The following is a 14,421-nucleotide window of genomic DNA, read 5'->3' as shown; positions in this document are numbered from 1 at the left end:
CCCCGGAGAAGTTGATCGTTCACAGGTCAGAAGAACGTACCGCACCACGGCGCCGCATGCGCAGCGAACAGCTGATCCGCCACCGGCGCGGTGGCGGGCTGCGCGAACCACAGGCGTCCGGCCCTCGCGAGCGCCGACGGCCGCCAGCCGCCGAGGTAGGCCATCGCCAGCGCGTCCACACCGAGCCGCACGGCCGAGGGCTCGTCGGTGCGCACCGCCCCGTCCTGGCTCAGGAGGTAGCGGCCGGTGTTGTGCTCCAGCACCGGATCCATGACCTCGATCACCAGCGGCTCCCCGGCCCAGCGCCGGGCCGCCAGCGCGGCGGGAACGTCGAGCAGCCGCAGCCATGTCTCGTCGCCGCCGCCCGTCACCCGGCACGCGCGCGGGTCGGTGAACAGGAGGTCGACGGGCTCGTCGAGCGGCCGGTACACCAGCGAGATCTCGTCGACCAGGTCGACCGAGAGCAGGTAGCGCCAGATCCCCGCGAACGCCGCGGTGTCGTCGTAGTGCAGGTCCTCGACCGTGAGCACGCCGGGACCGCCCGCGGTGCGGCCCACGCGGTATACCACGAAGCCGTCGACGCCGTGCCTGCCGTGATGCACGGCGATCGTGACCGGGTCGTCGCCCCTTCTCAGCGCGCCGTCGAAGTAGTTCCACCAGTGGTCCGGCCTGGCCATCATGCCCGCGCGCCTGCTGATGCGCGCGTAGCTCTCCGCGAGCACCGTCCGCGCCGCGTCGACGTCGATCAGCTCGACCTCGCCGCCCGGTGGTACGTCTGGCCGCAGGACGGCCTGCCGCCGGTTGACCGTGGACGAGCGCCCGTGGGTGGCGACGCCGTAGCCGAAGCGGCCGTAGATCGGCCCCTCGGAGGCCCAGAGGTTCGCGGCGATCACCCCGCGCTCGGCGAAGTCCTCGAACTGGGCGCGCATCAGCTCGGTCAGCACGCCGCGCCGCGTGCGGTCGGCCCGCACGCCGACACCCGTGACCGCCGCGGAGCGCACCGGGGCCCCGCCGGGCACCGTCAGGTCCGAGTCGGTCGAGCGGGCGGTGCCGATGAGGGCGTCGTCGAAGACGCCGAGAGTGCGACCTGGCTGGTAGGCGTGCCGCGTGCGGTCCCATTCCTCGTCGGGAGCCGGCTTGATGTGCAGGGCGGCACGGAACAGCGTGTTGGCGGCGCGCAGCTCGTCCTCGCGCAGCACGCGCGTGCGGTGATCGGTCATGGGTCCGATGCTCGTCCACCGGCGCCCGCGGCCGCCACCGGATTAGCGCCAGCCCCGCCGCAGCCCCACCCGCAGTGAAGGCCACCTTCACTGCGTTGAACGGCACAGCGGCGCGCAGCGCCTCCGCTTGGGTGGTGGGGGGAGACGGGCGGGCGCAGGCATGGTGGCCTTCACTGCGGTTGGCGAGCCTAGTTCTTGGGTTCGAGGGCTCCGACCTCGTAGTGGCCGTCCTCGCTCTTGACCTTGATCGTCACGGCCTGCTGCTCGCCGCCGACGGTCACGTCGCACTGGAAGGTGCTGTCGACCTCGACGGGCTGGTCGGCCGGGCAGCTCACGCTCTCCACGCTCTCGACGCCGTAGCTGTCGGTGAGCACACGCTGGATGTCGTTCTGCATGGTCTGGTTGTCGAACACCTTCGACACGAGGATGCCCGGGATCCAGAACAGCACCACCGCCGCCGCGGCCACCACGACCACGAGCGCGCCGAGCCCGATCCACAGGCCCTTGCCGGTCTTCTTCTCCGGCGGCGTGCCGAACGGGGCCTGCTGGCCGTAGTCGAACTGCCCCGGCTGCTGCGGCTGCCCGTACGGGGGCTGCTGGCCGTAGGGCTGCTGCTGTTGCGGCTGGCCGTACTGCGCGGGGTCGTAGCCGGGCTGCTGCCCGTATTGCGGCTGCTGCGGCTGCCCGTAACCCGGCTGCTGCCCGTACTGGGGCTGCTGGCCGTAGCCCGGCTGCTGGCCGTAGCCCGGCTGCTGCCCGTACTGGGGCTGTTGCCCGTAACCGGGCTGCTGGCCGTACTGCGGCTGCTGGCCGTAGCCGCCCTGGCTTGGGAAGCCGCCGGACGGGGTGCCCGATGGCGGTTGCTGCCCCCACTGCTGAGGGTCGTTGCCTCCGTACGGGGTGCTCATCGTGTCGCCTCCGCCAGTCCGCCTTGAACGTTTCCTGCCACCACGTCGTGCGCGATCCAACCACAGAGCACCGTCGCGCACACGTGAAGGGCGCGCCGGAGAGACCGGACCGGGATCAGACCTCGCCCGCCGCGACGACCCCGCGGCGCAGCGAGCGCACCGCCTTGGCCGCGGCGGCCCCCACCTGATGGTCCCTGCCGAGCACGGTCCTCAGCTGGTCGAGCAGGTCGATGACCTGCCTCGACCAGCGCACGAAGTCTCCCGCGGACAGTTCCTGGCCGTTCACCTCGGCCGCGGTGAGCACCTTCTCCAGCGACTCGCCGCGGGCCCAGCGGTACACCGGCCAGGCGAACCCGGCGTCGGGCTCCCTGGTGCGGTCGAGCCGGTGCCGCCGCTCGTCCTCGACCAGGTCGGTCCAGATCCGCACGGTCTCCTGCCAGGCATTGGGCACCCCTCCGCCCGTCGGCAGCCTGGGCTCGGCGGCCGCGTCGCGGCGCGCCTCGTACACGAGAGCGGAGACCACTGCGGCGAGCTCGGGCGGGGTCAGGCCGTTCCACACGCCGTGCCGGAGGCACTCCGCGGCGAGCAGGTCCGACTCGCTGTAGAGCCTGCCGAGCAGGCGGCCGTGGTCGGTCACCTCGTCGCCGTTCTCGCCGAGGTAGCCGCGCTCGGCCAGCAGCGCGCGGATCCGGTCGAACGCCCTCGCGAGCGAATGGGTCGTGGCGGCCACCTTGCGTTCCAGCTGCGCGGTCTCGGCGGCGAGCCGCTGGTGCCGCTCCACCCAGCGCAGGCTCGCCTCGCGGTCGGCGAGTCCGTGCGCCGGGTGCGCGCGCAGGGCCCTGCGCAGGGCGGCCAGCTCGCCGTCCTCGTTGGCGCCGGAGCGGCGCCGCTCGCGCGGTGGCCGCGTGATGCCGGTGCTGCGCAGCGAGGAGGCGATGTCGCGGCGCGTCTTCGGCGAGCGCAGCTCCACGTGCTTGGGCAGCTTGACGCGGCCGAGCGACTCCACCGGAGCCGGGAAGTCCGACACCGAAAGCGTCCCCGACCACCGGTCCTCGGTGACCACGACGGGCCTCGGCTCGTGCAGCGGGTCGACGCCGGGATCCACCACCACGGCCAGCCCGGCGCGCCTGCCCTGGGGCACCGAGATCACGTCGCCCTTGCGCAGCTTCTCCAGCGACCGCGCGGTCTCGGCACGGCGGGTGGCCGAGTTCTGCCTGGCGAGCAGCTTCTCCCGCTCGGAGATCTTCTTGCGAAGCTCGACGTAGGACAGCATCTCGTCGAAGTCGCCGCTGACGGCCTCGGCGTAGCCATCGAGCGCCTCCTTGTTGCGCTCGATGCGGCGCGCCGTGCCGACCACGGCGCGATCGGCCTGGAACTGCGCGAAGGACTGCTCCAGCAGCTCGCGAGCCTCCTCGGCCCCGAACTGTCCGACGAGGTTGATCGCCATGTTGTAGCCGGGCCGGAACGACGAGCGCAGCGGGTAGGTGCGCGTCGAGGCGAGCCCGGCGACCTGACGCGGGTCGACCCCTGGCTGCCACAGCACGACGGCGTGCCCCTCGACGTCGATGCCCCGCCTGCCCGCCCGGCCGGTGAGCTGGGTGTACTCGCCGGGTGTGAGGTCGACGTGGGCCTCGCCGTTGTACTTGACCAGCCGCTCCAGCATCACCGTGCGCGCGGGCATGTTGATGCCCAGCGCTAGCGTCTCGGTGGCGAAGACGACCTTGACGAGGCCGCGGACGAACAGTTCCTCCACGGTCTCCTTGAACGCGGGCAGCAGCCCGGCGTGGTGGGCCGCGACGCCCTGTTCGAGGCCTTCGCGCCACTCCCAGTAGCCGAGCACGCCGAGGTCGGACTCGGGCAGCTCGGCGGTGCGCTCGTCGACGACCCGGCGGACCTCGGCAACCTCCTCGGGCGTGTTGAGCCGCACGCCGGAGTGCAGGCACTGGCCGACCGCCGCGTCGCACCCGGCGCGGGAGAAGATGAACACGATCGCGGGCAGCAGGCCGGCGCGGTCGAGCCGGTCGATCACGTCGACCCGCGACGGCGGGCGGTAGCGGGGGGCGCGCGGCGGCTGGCCTCGCCTGCCCCGCGGCCCGCGCAGCCCGGCCGGGGCGTGCATCCTGGCGACGTCCTCGACCCGGCGCAGCAGCTGCGGGTTGATCCTGGCCTCGCCGCCGCCGTGCTCCTCGCCGACGAACAGGTCCAGCAGGCGGTTGCCGACCAGCATGTGCTGCCAGAGCGGCACCGGGCGGTGCTCGTCGACCACCACCGTGGTGTCGCCGCGGACGGCGACGAGCCACTCGCCGAACTCCTCGGCGTTGCTCACGGTCGCGGACAGTCCCACCACCCGCACGTACTCGGGCAGGTGCAGGATCACCTCCTCCCACACGGCCCCGCGGAAGCGGTCGGCGAGGTAGTGGATCTCGTCCATCACCACGTAGCCGAGGTCGTTCACCGTGGAGGAACCCGCGTAGAGCATGTTGCGCAGGACCTCGGTGGTCATCACCACGACCTGGGCGTTGCCGTTGATCGCGGTGTCGCCGGTGAGCAGGCCGACCTGCTCGGAGCCGTAGCGCGCGGTGAGGTCGGCGTACTTCTGGTTCGACAGCGCCTTGATGGGCGTCGTGTAGAAGCACTTCCGGCCCTCGGCCAGCGCCAGGTGCACCGCGAACTCGCCGACGACGGTCTTGCCCGCGCCGGTCGGGGCGCAGACGAGCACGCCGTGACCGTCCTCGAGCGCCTCGCAGCCGCGGACCTGGAAGTCGTCGAACTCGAAGGACACCTGCGCGGCGAAGTCGGCCAGCCTGGGGTACTTGCCGCGCCGGCGGGCGGCCACGTAGGCCTCGGCCGGGCTGGGAGAAGTGGATGAGTCCACGGCGCCAGGGTTCCATATGGCCGTGGGGGCTCGCATGCGGTGGGCGATCTCGCCACATCTACCCTGGGTGCGTGACTCCGCAGGAGCTGAAGGCGACGTGTCTCGGGTTCACCGGCGCGCGCGAGGAGTTCCCGTTCGACGAGTCGAACAGCGTCTTCAAGGTGGCCGGAAAGATCTTCGCGATCAGCAGGCTGGACGCGACACCGCTGCGGGTGAGCCTCAAGTGCGAGCCGGAGCTGGCCGTGCAGCTACGCGCGACGCACCCGGCGATCACGCCCGGTTACCACCTCAACAAGCGGCACTGGAACACGGTGGTGCTGGACGGTTCGGTGCCGGACGAGCTGGTGCGCGACCTGATCGAGGACTCCTACGACCTGGTGGTCGCCGGGCTGCCGAGGGCGGAGCGGGAGCGGCTGAAGTGGTCGGCGCTCAGCCGAGAACAGCGAGTGCCCCGGGAACGCACGTGACCGATACCGGCACGCGGCCGAGCGGCTCGCCGTCGGCGTAGACGGGCCAGTCGTTGCCGGACAGCGTCACCTCGCGGGCCCGCAGCGTCGTGACGGCGGGATGCGTGACGTGCCTGCCCGTGCGCAGGCTCGGCAGCAGGCGCACCAGCTCGCGACGGTCGGCGTCGCCCACCACTGTGACGTCGAACAGCCCGTCGCCGGGGTCGGCGTCAGGGCAGATCGGCACCCCTCCGCCGTAGAAGCCGGTGTTGCCGATCGCGGCCAGCACGGCGGGCAGCTCGAGCTCGTCCCGGTCGGTGCGCACGACGAGGCGGCGGGTGCGGAACGCCGCGAGCTCGGCGACGATCGCGAGGTCGTAGCGGCGGGGACCGCTCGGCCACCGCATGCGGTTGGCCCGCTCGTTGACGGCCGCGTCGAACCCGGCGCACAACACGGTGCCGAACCAGTTCTCGCCCACCCTGCCGAGGTCGATGCGGTGGCTCCGCCGCTGGCGCAGCGCCGCGATCACGGCGTCCACGGCGGCGAGCGGATCGGCCGGCACGCCCAGTGCGCGCGCGAGGTCGTTGCCCGTTCCGGACGGCACGAGCCCGAGCGCGACACCGGTGCCGGCGCAGAACTGGACGGCCTGGTGCGCCGCGCCGTCACCGCCGAGCACGACGAGCGCGTCGAGGCCCTCGGCGTGCGAGCGGTCCATCAGCGCCCGCGACTGCTCGACGGTGTTGGCCGCGAGGAGGTCGAGCCGGTCGACGTGGTCCCGAAGGCGGGCGGCGACGGTGCCCGCGATGCGGGCCGCCGCGCCCTTCCCGGAGTCGGGATGCACGGCCAGCGCCGCATGCAGTCCCATCGCCCGCTACGTCCTTTCAGAAGCGGCGGAGCCGCTTGGGGTGGGCCGCGCCGCCACGCAGAGCCCGTCCGGCAACACTCGCTAGGTGACGTCGTCGGTGCTGGCGGCCTTCGTCGGCTTCGCGGGCTCGTCGTCGATGGTGCTCGGCGTGTAGTCGAACGGCGCCGCCTCGTCGTCGGCGAGCTTGTCCCAGCCCTCCTCGCCGCGCTGCCGTTCCAGCTTGCGGTCGTGCAGGCGGGTGAGCTGCAACGCGAACTCGAACAGCAGGGTCAGCGCACCGGCGAGCGCGATCATCGAGAACGGGTCGGCAGGCGTGACGAACGCGGCGAACACGAACAGCAGGAAGATGATCCCCCGCCGCCACTTCTTGAGCAGCTCGTACCGCGCGATGCCCACCCGGTTGAGCATCACGATCAGCAGTGGCAGCTCGAAGCTCACCCCGAAGATGAGCAGCAGCGACAGCACGAACGAGATGTAGCGGTCACCGGTGAACCAGGTGGCGAACTCGCCACCGCCGAAGTTGGTGAGCAGCTCCAGCGCGTGCGGCACCATCAGGTAGGCCAGCACCGCGCCGCCCGCGAACAGCACGCTCGCGAAGCCCACGAAGGTCAGCGCGTACTTGCGTTCCTTCGAGTAGAGCCCCGGCGCGATGAACGCCCACAGCTGGTAGAGCCACACGGGCGCGAACAGCACGGCACCCGCCGTGAGGCCGACCCGCAGCTGGATCATGAAGGCCTCGAACGGCACCGTCTGGAGCAGCTGGCACTCACCGCCCCTCGGGTACCGCTGCTCGGCGGGTATCGCACAGTACGGGCCCGTGACGATGTCACCGAGCGACGGGATGGGCCCGATCCTGTTGCCGAACCAGAGGAACCCGAGGATGCCGCCGGCGACGAGGGCCAGCAGCGCGTAGCCGAGGCGGCGGCGGAACTCGTAGATGTGCTCGATGAGCGTCATCGTGCCGTCGGGGTTGTGCCGACGGCTTCGGTTCCGCCGCTTGCTCTGGCGGCCTTCGCGCTTGTCGGAGGAGTCCGCCACGGAGAGCTTCCGTTCTCGTCAGTCGATCGGTCAGCCGGCGTTCTTCGGCGCCTGATCGGCGGTGGCGTTGGGCTGCTGCTGCTTCTTCAGCTCGTCGAGCTGCCGCTGCAGGTCAGCGAGCTGCTGGTCCTTGTCCTGGGCCGCTGCGGTGGCCGACGAGGAGGGCAGCTGCCTGGTCTCGGCCTCGGCGGTGGCGGTGGTGGTGTCCGATTCGCCGGACTCGCGCATGTCCTTGGTCTCGGCCTTGAAGATCTTCATGGACTTGCCGATCGACCTGGCCGCGTCCGGGAGCCGCTTGGCGCCGAACAGCAGAACCACCACAAGGACCAAAATGATCAAGTGCCACGGCTGCAGTGCACCCATCAGTGGCCTCCCTTAACTCGTTCAGGATCGATCGTACTGGCTTTTTCGTTGTGTGTGAGCGAAGAACCGCGTCGCCGCGCGAGCGCCACGCCGACGGCGGCCGCCCGCGCCCGTAGGAGGCCGGCCTGGTCCTGGGTGCTCGCCGCAACCATGCTCGCCGTCCGGCTGTAGCGGCGCAAGGCTCCCACCAGCCGGACGGCGACGATGCCGAGCACCAGGATTCCGAGCGCGACCAGGGCGCCGCTCAGCACGTAGAACACGCCGTCACCTTACTGGCCGTAGGTAACCGGGAGGTGACGCGCCCGGGCCAGCGCGTCGGCGGCCCGCTGTCGAACAGCTTGCGCCAGCGACTCCGGGCTCTCGACGTGGACGCCCTCTCCCCTGCCCAGCACGAGCCGCACCATCCAGGACTCGTCGCCGTAGCGCATCCGCACCCGCAGCCGCCCGCCGTCGAGCTCCGCGAGCTCCTCGCACGGGTAGTACTCGGCGATCCAGCGCACGTCCGGCTCCAGCACGAGCACGGCCTCGGGATAGTCCTCGTGCGGAGCGAACACGCCTGCGGAGACCTCGCGCGGCTCGGCCTCGGCGGGCGGGTCGGCAGGCTCGTCGAGCACCTCCAGCTCGTCCACGCGGTCCAGCCGGAACAGCCGCACGGCGCCGGCCCTGCGGCACCACGCCTCCAGATAGCTGTTGGCCTGCACGATGAGCAGCCGCATCGGGTCGACCGTGCGGTCGCTGACCTCGTCCTTGGACGCCGTGTAGTACCGCATCCGCAGCGCCCGGCCCTCCTGCAGCGCCTCGCGCACGACCTCGCGGGTGCGCGCGGTCGCCTCGCGCTCGCGCACGCCCATGCCCACCACGACGCCCGCGGGCTGAGCGTCGCCCGCGGCGGCCTCGATCTTGGCGATCGCCCTGCGCACGGCGTCGGTGTCGACCACGCCGGGGGTCTCGCCGAGCGCGCGCAGTGCGATCACCAGCGCGCTCGCCTCACCACCGGTGAGCCGCAGCGGCCTGCGCATGCCCGCGTCGAAGGTGACCGACACCGTGTCGCCGTCGAAGGAGAGGTCGATCAGGTCGCCGGGGCCGTACCCGGGAAGGCCGCACATCCACAGCAGTTCGAGGTCCTTGCGCAGCTGTTTGGCGCTGACGTCGAAGTCCTGGGCGGCCTGCTCGATCTTGATGCCCGGCCGCGCCAGCAGGTACGGCACGAGTGCGAGCAGCCTCGGCATCCGCTCGGTGGAGCCGCTCATGCGCCCGCCCCCAGCACCACGCGCTCCAGCCGGTCGCGCACCGCCTTGGCCAGCACGTCCGGCTCCAGCACGAGCACGTCGGGGCCGTGCCCGGCGATCCAGTCCGCCGCGCTCTCCGGGTAGTGCAGGTCGACCTCCACGACGTCGCCCTCGGCGTCGCCGACGGTCAGCGAGCCGACGATCCGCGCGTGCCGCCGGATGCCCGCGGCCCTGCCCCTGGCGAGCCACAGCCGCGCGCTCGTCGTCGGCGCGGGCTCCTGCCTGGTGGACGTGCCTGCCACGAACTCGAGGAGGTTGACGTCGGGAGGGCGGCTGACGACGCCGGGCTTGCCGACGGTGCGCACCTCGCCGGTGATGCGGGAGAGCCGGAAGCAGCGGGGCGCGTCGCGGTCGCGGTCATGGCCGACGACGTACCAGCGGGCCCGCCACGACACGACGCCCCACGGTTCGAGTGTGCGCACGCGGCGTTCCGGCGAGTCGGAGCGCCGGTAGTCGAAGCACACCACCTGGCCGCGCTGTACGGCCGCGAGCAGCGGGGCGAACGCGGGCTCGGTGTGCACGCGGGGCTCCACGACCGGCGCGGCGTGCTCGTCGACCTCCACCCCGGCGGCGCGCAGCTTCACCAGCGCGCCGTGTGCCTGCCCGGTCAGCTCCGGGGAGTCCCACAGCCGCGCGGCGAGCGCCACCGCCGTGGCCTCGTCCGGGGCCAGCTCGATCTCCCCCAGCTCGTAGTCCCTGCGCGCGATGCGGTAGCCCTCGATGGGGTCGAAGACGGAGTTGCGGCCCGTCTCCAGCGGGATGCCCAGCTCGCGCAGCTCGGTCTTGTCCCGCTCGAACATCCGCGAGAACGCCTCGTCGGTCGCCGCGTCGGCATATCCGGGCACGATCCCGCGAATCCGCTCGGCGGTCAGGAACTGCCGGGTGGACAGCAGAGCGAGCACCAGGTTGACCAGGCGCTCGGCGCGGGCGGTGGACACCTTGACAACCCTAGCTCGCGTCCCGCGCGCCGATCGTCAGGTCCGGCCTTGTGCCGGGCATGTCGCGCGAACGGATCTTTCACTCGCGCGCGGCGGCCACGACCACGTCCCGCAGCTCGTCGGTGAGCCCTCCGCCGCCGAGCCCCTCGGCGAAGATGACCAGCGAGCGCACCACGATCTCCTCCCTGGTCTCGGCGTCCAGCTCGCGCAGCGGCCCGTCGAGCAGCAGCATCGCGAGGCCGTGGGCCATCGACCACGCCCCGAACTCCGCCATGGGCCTGCGTTCCGGCGGCAGGTACCCGGCCGCGGCCAGTTCGTCGAGCGCGCCGACGAGCGTGCGGAACGGGCTGTACTCGGCCTGCTGGTCCGGCGGGGGCAGCACGTGTCCCTCGGAGCAGAAAGCGGTGCGGAACAGGCCGGGCTGCGCGAGCGCGAAGTTGAGGTAGCCGCGTGCGATCGCGGCGAGGTCGCCGAGCGCGGCGGCGATCCGGTCCGCCGACGGCGTGCGCTGCGCGAGCTCGGCGCGCATCGAGTCGTTCATGCGGACCATGGCCTCGTCCTTGGCCGCGTCCAGTAGCTGCTCGTGCCCGGCGAAGTGCCGGTAGGCCGCGGTCGGGGTGACGCCCACCGCGCGCGCGGCCGCCCTGATCGTCACCGCCCCGGGGCCGCCGTCGGCCGCGAGTCCGGCGGCGGCCTCGATGAGCGCGTTGCGGAGATCGCCGTGGTGGTAGCCGCTTCGAACGGGGGCTGAGGAACTCACAGCTCGATGTTGACACCCGTACACATCAGTGGCAAGTTAACGCCCACAAAGTTTACATCCGTCAACATTGATCACTCCCTCACTCGGAGCTCACCATGTTCGCTCGCATCGGACGGTTCGCCGCCGACCACGCACGTGCGGTACTGGCCGTGACCCTGCTCGTGCTCGTGGGAGCCGGAGCGCTGGGCTTCACGGCGTTCGGCAAGCTGCAGGCGGAGGGCTTCACCGACCCGTCGGCCGAGTCCACCAGGGCCGCCGATCTCATCGACGCCCGCCACGGCGGCTCCGCCGACCTCGTCTTCCTCGTCACGGCCGACACCGGAACCGTCGACGACCCCGCCGCCCGCCAGGCCGGCGCGGACCTGACCGCCCGGCTCGCCGGCGACCCAGCGCTCACCGGCGTCACGTCCTACTTCCAGGCCGGCGTACCCGCCCTGCGCTCGGACGACGGCACGCAGGCGCTGATCGCGGCCCACCTCGCCGACGAGGACGGCGAGAACACGGCGGTCGAGGAGATCGCCGGCTCCTACACCGGCGACACCGGGGCGATCACCGTCGACCTCGGCGGCCGCGCCGCCGTCGGCCAGGACGTCAACGAGCAGGTGAGCCGTGACCTCCTCGTGGCCGAATCCATCGCCGTGCCCGTGATCCTGATACTGCTCGTGCTCGTGTTCGGCAGCGTCGTGGCCGCGCTGCTGCCGCTGGCCATCGGCGGCATCGCGATCCTCGGCACCTTCGCCGAGCTGTCGCTGCTCGGCTCACTCACCGACGTGTCGGTCTTCGCCATCAACCTCACCACCGGTCTCGGCCTCGGCCTCGCGATCGACTACGCGCTGCTGATGGTCAGCCGGTTCCGCGAGCAGCTCGCCGCCGGATCGAGCACCCGCGACGCCGTGATCCGGACCGTCGAGACCGCGGGCCGGACCATCACCTTCGGCGCCGTCACCGTCGCCGTCGCCCTGTCCGCGCTGCTGCTGTTCCCGCAGTACTTCCTGCGCTCGTTCGCCTACGCCGGCATCGGCGTGGTGCTGATCGCCATGCTCGCGGCACTGTTCGTGCTGCCCGCGCTGCTGGCCGTGCTCGGCCAGCGCGTCAACGCGGGCAGGCTGCCGTGGCGGAAGTCGGCTCCCACCACCGTGTCCTCGTTCTGGGGCCGCGTCGCGCGGACCGCCGGGCGCAGGCCGTGGCTCGTGGGCGCACCCGCCGTGCTGGTGCTCGTGCTGGCCGCCGCTCCCCTGCTCCGCGTCGAGTTCGGCACGCCGGACGACCGCGTGCTGCCCACCACCGCGTCGAGCCGGATCGTCGGCGACGCGCTGCGCGAACAGTTTCCCGGCGACGACAGCCGCGCGGTCCAGGTCGTCACCACCGGTCCCGTCGGCGCGGCGGACGCCACCGCCTACACCCAGCGACTGGCCGCCGTACCGGGCGTCGCCGATGTCGTCCCCAGCGCTCAGGGCCAGCGCTACGCCGTGATCACCGAGGAGGAGTCCCGGTCCGAGTCCGCACAGCGCGTGGTCGAGGACGTGCGCGCCCTGCCCGCGCCACCGGGTGTGCAGGCGCTCGTCGGCGGTGACGCCGCCGTGCTGCTCGACTCGACCGGCTCGATCACCGACCGGCTCCCGCTCGCGCTCGGCCTGATCGCGCTCACCACGTTCGTGCTGCTGTTCCTGTTCACCGGCAGCGTCCTGCAACCGCTGCGCGCGCTCGCGTTCAACGTCCTCGGGCTGTCCGCGACGCTGGGCGTGATGGTGCTGATCTTCCAGGACGGCGCGCTGTCCGGACTGCTGGGCTTCACCCCGCTGCCGCTCGACACGAGCATGCTGATGCTGCTCTTCTGCATCGCGTTCGGGCTCTCGATGGACTACGAGGTGTTCGTGCTCAGCCGCATCAGGGAGGCCCACGACCGCGGGCTGGGCAACCGCGAGGCCGTGGTGGACGGGCTGTCCCGCACCGGCCGCATCGTCTCGATGGCCGCCGTGCTACTGGCGGTGAGCTTCTTCGCCTTCGGCACCAGCGGCGTCAGCTTCATCCAGATGTTCGGCCTCGGCAGCGGGCTGGCGATCCTCATCGACGCCACGATCATCCGCGGCCTGCTCGTCCCGGCCGGCATGCGCCTGCTCGGCGACAGGGCGTGGTGGGCGCCCGCGCCGCTGCGCAGGCTGCACGACCGCCTCGGCATCAGCGAGGCACCGGCGGCCCCACCCGAACGGCCGCGCGTCAACGCCTGATCGCCAGCAGGTGGGGGGTGGAGCCGGAAACCCCGGCCCACCCCTTCCCTACAGCGAGTTGATCAGCCGCTCCACGCGCTCGTCGACCGAGCGGAACGGGTCCTTGCACAGCACGGTCCGCTGCGCCTGGTCGTTGAGCTTCAGGTGCACCCAGTCGACCGTGAAGTCGCGGCCCGCCTGCTGCGCGGCGGCGATGAAGTCGCCCCGCAGCTTCGCCCGCGTGGTCTGCGGCGGCGTGTCCTTGGCGAGCTCGATCTCGCCGTCGTCGGTCACCCGCCGCACGAGGCCCTTGCGCTGCAACAGGTCGAACACGCCCCGGCCGCGCCGGATGTCGTGGTAGGCGAGGTCCAGCTGAGCCACCCTCGGGTCCGACAGGTCGAGGTTGTGCTTGGCGCGGTAGCGCTCAACCAGCCGGTGCTTGATCGCCCAGTCGATCTCCGTGTCGATCTTGGAGAAGTCCTGCTGCTCCACCGCGTCCAGCGCGCGGCCCCACAGCTCGACCACGCGCTGCGCGGTCGGGCCCGAACCGTTGGCCTCCACGTGCTGGGCCGCCCGCGCGTGATACTCGCGCTGGATCTCCAGCGCCGACGCCTCGCGCCCGCCCGCCAGCCGCACCTGCCGCCGGCCGCTCAGGTCGTGGCTGATCTCGCGGATAGCGCGGATCGGGTTGTCGAGCGTGAAGTCCCGGAACTGCACGCCCTGCTCGATCATCTCGAGCACCAGGTTCGCGGAGCCGACCTTCAGCAGCGTCGTCGGCTCGGCCATGTTGGAGTCGCCCACGATCACGTGCAGCCTGCGGTAGCGCTCCGCGTCGGCGTGCGGCTCGTCGCGCGTGTTGATGATCGGCCGGGACCGCGTGGTCGCGCTGGAGACGCCCTCCCAGATGTGCTCCGCGCGCTGCGACAGGCAGTACACGGCGCCCCTCGGCGTCTGCAGCACCTTGCCCGCCCCGCAGATGAGCTGACGGGTCACCAGGAACGGCAGCAGCACGTCGGCGATCCTGGAGAACTCGCCCGCGCGCGTCACCAGGTAGTTCTCGTGGCAGCCGTAGGAGTTGCCCGCCGAGTCGGTGTTGTTCTTGAACAGGAAGATGTCGCCGCCGATGCCCTCGTCGGCGAGCCGCCGCTCGGCGTCGACGAGCAGGTCCTCCAGGATCCGCTCGCCCGCCTTGTCGTGCGTGACCAGTTGGGTCAGGTCGTCGCACTCCGCGGTCGCGTACTCGGGGTGGGAGCCCACGTCGAGGTAGAGCCGGGAGCCGTTGGACAGGAAGACGTTCGAGGACCGGCCCCACGACACGACTCGCCGGAAGAGGTATCGCGCCACTTCGTCGGGGGAGAGCCTGCGCTGCCCGTGGAAGGTGCAGGTGACCCCGAACTCGGTTTCGATCCCAAAGATCCGCCGCTGCATCCTTCAAGGGTAGGCGCTAACCGCCGTGGGACGGTGAACGAATCGGCCGCCGAGACGGTGTCGGTACCTTGGAACACCGTGTTG

At 71.7% G+C, this 14,421-nt stretch carries 13 protein-coding genes; 2 read left to right on the top strand and 11 right to left on the bottom strand.

Translation table 11 applies throughout. The features are described from left to right. Positions 1–26: 26 nt before the first annotated feature. From DI005_RS05940 to DI005_RS05930, 3 genes are all read right to left on the bottom strand, one after another. Positions 27–1,220 carry a GNAT family N-acetyltransferase gene (locus DI005_RS05940; protein ID WP_112269131.1) on the bottom strand — a complete coding sequence of 398 codons (1,194 nt, stop codon included), beginning with the start codon at positions 1,218–1,220 and terminating at the stop codon, positions 27–29. Positions 1,221–1,408: 188 nt separating this feature from the next. Continuing rightward, entirely contained in the window at positions 1,409–2,128 is a 720-nt protein-coding gene (locus tag DI005_RS05935) for a DUF4333 domain-containing protein (RefSeq protein WP_113641462.1), read from the bottom strand. Positions 2,129–2,243: 115 nt separating this feature from the next. Beyond that, positions 2,244–5,039, bottom strand: coding sequence for a DEAD/DEAH box helicase (locus DI005_RS05930; protein WP_369973556.1), 2,796 nt, complete (start codon positions 5,037–5,039; stop codon positions 2,244–2,246). 35 nt (positions 5,040–5,074) lie between these two features. Between DI005_RS05930 and DI005_RS05925 the strand changes: the two genes are divergently transcribed. Next, positions 5,075–5,470, top strand: a complete 396-nt coding sequence (locus DI005_RS05925) for an MmcQ/YjbR family DNA-binding protein (RefSeq protein ID WP_113641460.1) — start codon at positions 5,075–5,077, stop codon at positions 5,468–5,470. On the opposite strand, the gene DI005_RS05920 is transcribed toward DI005_RS05925, so the two are convergent. The 7 genes from DI005_RS05920 to DI005_RS05890 form a co-directional block, all read right to left on the bottom strand. Continuing rightward, the gene (locus DI005_RS05920; protein WP_113641459.1) at positions 5,433–6,314 is read right to left on the bottom strand and encodes a diacylglycerol kinase family protein; all 882 of its coding nucleotides are present in this window, start codon (positions 6,312–6,314) and stop codon (positions 5,433–5,435) included. The genes DI005_RS05925 and DI005_RS05920 overlap by 38 nt on opposite strands. An 81-nt stretch (positions 6,315–6,395) precedes the next feature. Then, positions 6,396–7,352, bottom strand: coding sequence for a twin-arginine translocase subunit TatC (gene tatC, locus DI005_RS05915; protein WP_112269121.1), 957 nt, complete (start codon positions 7,350–7,352; stop codon positions 6,396–6,398). 30 nt (positions 7,353–7,382) lie between these two features. Further along, on the bottom strand, positions 7,383–7,715 hold the full coding sequence (gene tatA, locus DI005_RS05910) for a Sec-independent protein translocase subunit TatA (RefSeq protein ID WP_113641458.1): 333 nt from the start codon (positions 7,713–7,715) through the stop codon (positions 7,383–7,385). Then, positions 7,715–7,975: a bacteriophage holin gene (locus DI005_RS05905; protein ID WP_112269116.1), complete on the bottom strand. Its 261-nt coding sequence runs from the start codon at positions 7,973–7,975 to the stop codon at positions 7,715–7,717. The genes tatA and DI005_RS05905 overlap by 1 nt, the downstream gene beginning before the upstream one ends. A 9-nt stretch (positions 7,976–7,984) precedes the next feature. Then, positions 7,985–8,965, bottom strand: a complete 981-nt coding sequence (locus DI005_RS05900; protein WP_112269114.1) for a YafY family protein — start codon at positions 8,963–8,965, stop codon at positions 7,985–7,987. Next, positions 8,962–9,942 carry a YafY family protein gene (locus DI005_RS05895; protein WP_113641457.1) on the bottom strand — a complete coding sequence of 327 codons (981 nt, stop codon included), beginning with the start codon at positions 9,940–9,942 and terminating at the stop codon, positions 8,962–8,964. Before DI005_RS05895 ends, DI005_RS05900 begins: the two co-directional genes overlap by 4 nt. Before the next feature lie 79 nt (positions 9,943–10,021). Continuing rightward, positions 10,022–10,702, bottom strand: coding sequence for a TetR-like C-terminal domain-containing protein (locus DI005_RS05890; protein ID WP_112269110.1), 681 nt, complete (start codon positions 10,700–10,702; stop codon positions 10,022–10,024). Positions 10,703–10,797: 95 nt separating this feature from the next. Between DI005_RS05890 and DI005_RS05885 the strand changes: the two genes are divergently transcribed. Next, positions 10,798–12,930, top strand: a complete 2,133-nt coding sequence (locus tag DI005_RS05885) for an efflux RND transporter permease subunit (RefSeq protein WP_113641456.1) — start codon at positions 10,798–10,800, stop codon at positions 12,928–12,930. 48 nt (positions 12,931–12,978) lie between these two features. Here the strand turns inward: DI005_RS05885 and pafA are convergent, their stop codons facing one another. Beyond that, on the bottom strand, positions 12,979–14,337 hold the full coding sequence (gene pafA, locus DI005_RS05880; protein ID WP_112269108.1) for a Pup--protein ligase: 1,359 nt from the start codon (positions 14,335–14,337) through the stop codon (positions 12,979–12,981). Positions 14,338–14,421: the final 84 nt, after the last annotated feature.

Origin of the sequence: Prauserella sp. PE36 (genome assembly GCF_003311655.1) — a bacterium.
GTDB classification, from domain to species: Bacteria; Actinomycetota; Actinomycetes; order Mycobacteriales; family Pseudonocardiaceae; genus Prauserella_A; species Prauserella_A endophytica.
The sequence above is the reverse complement of the archived record's forward strand: the minus strand, read 5'-3'. Positions and strand labels throughout refer to the sequence as shown.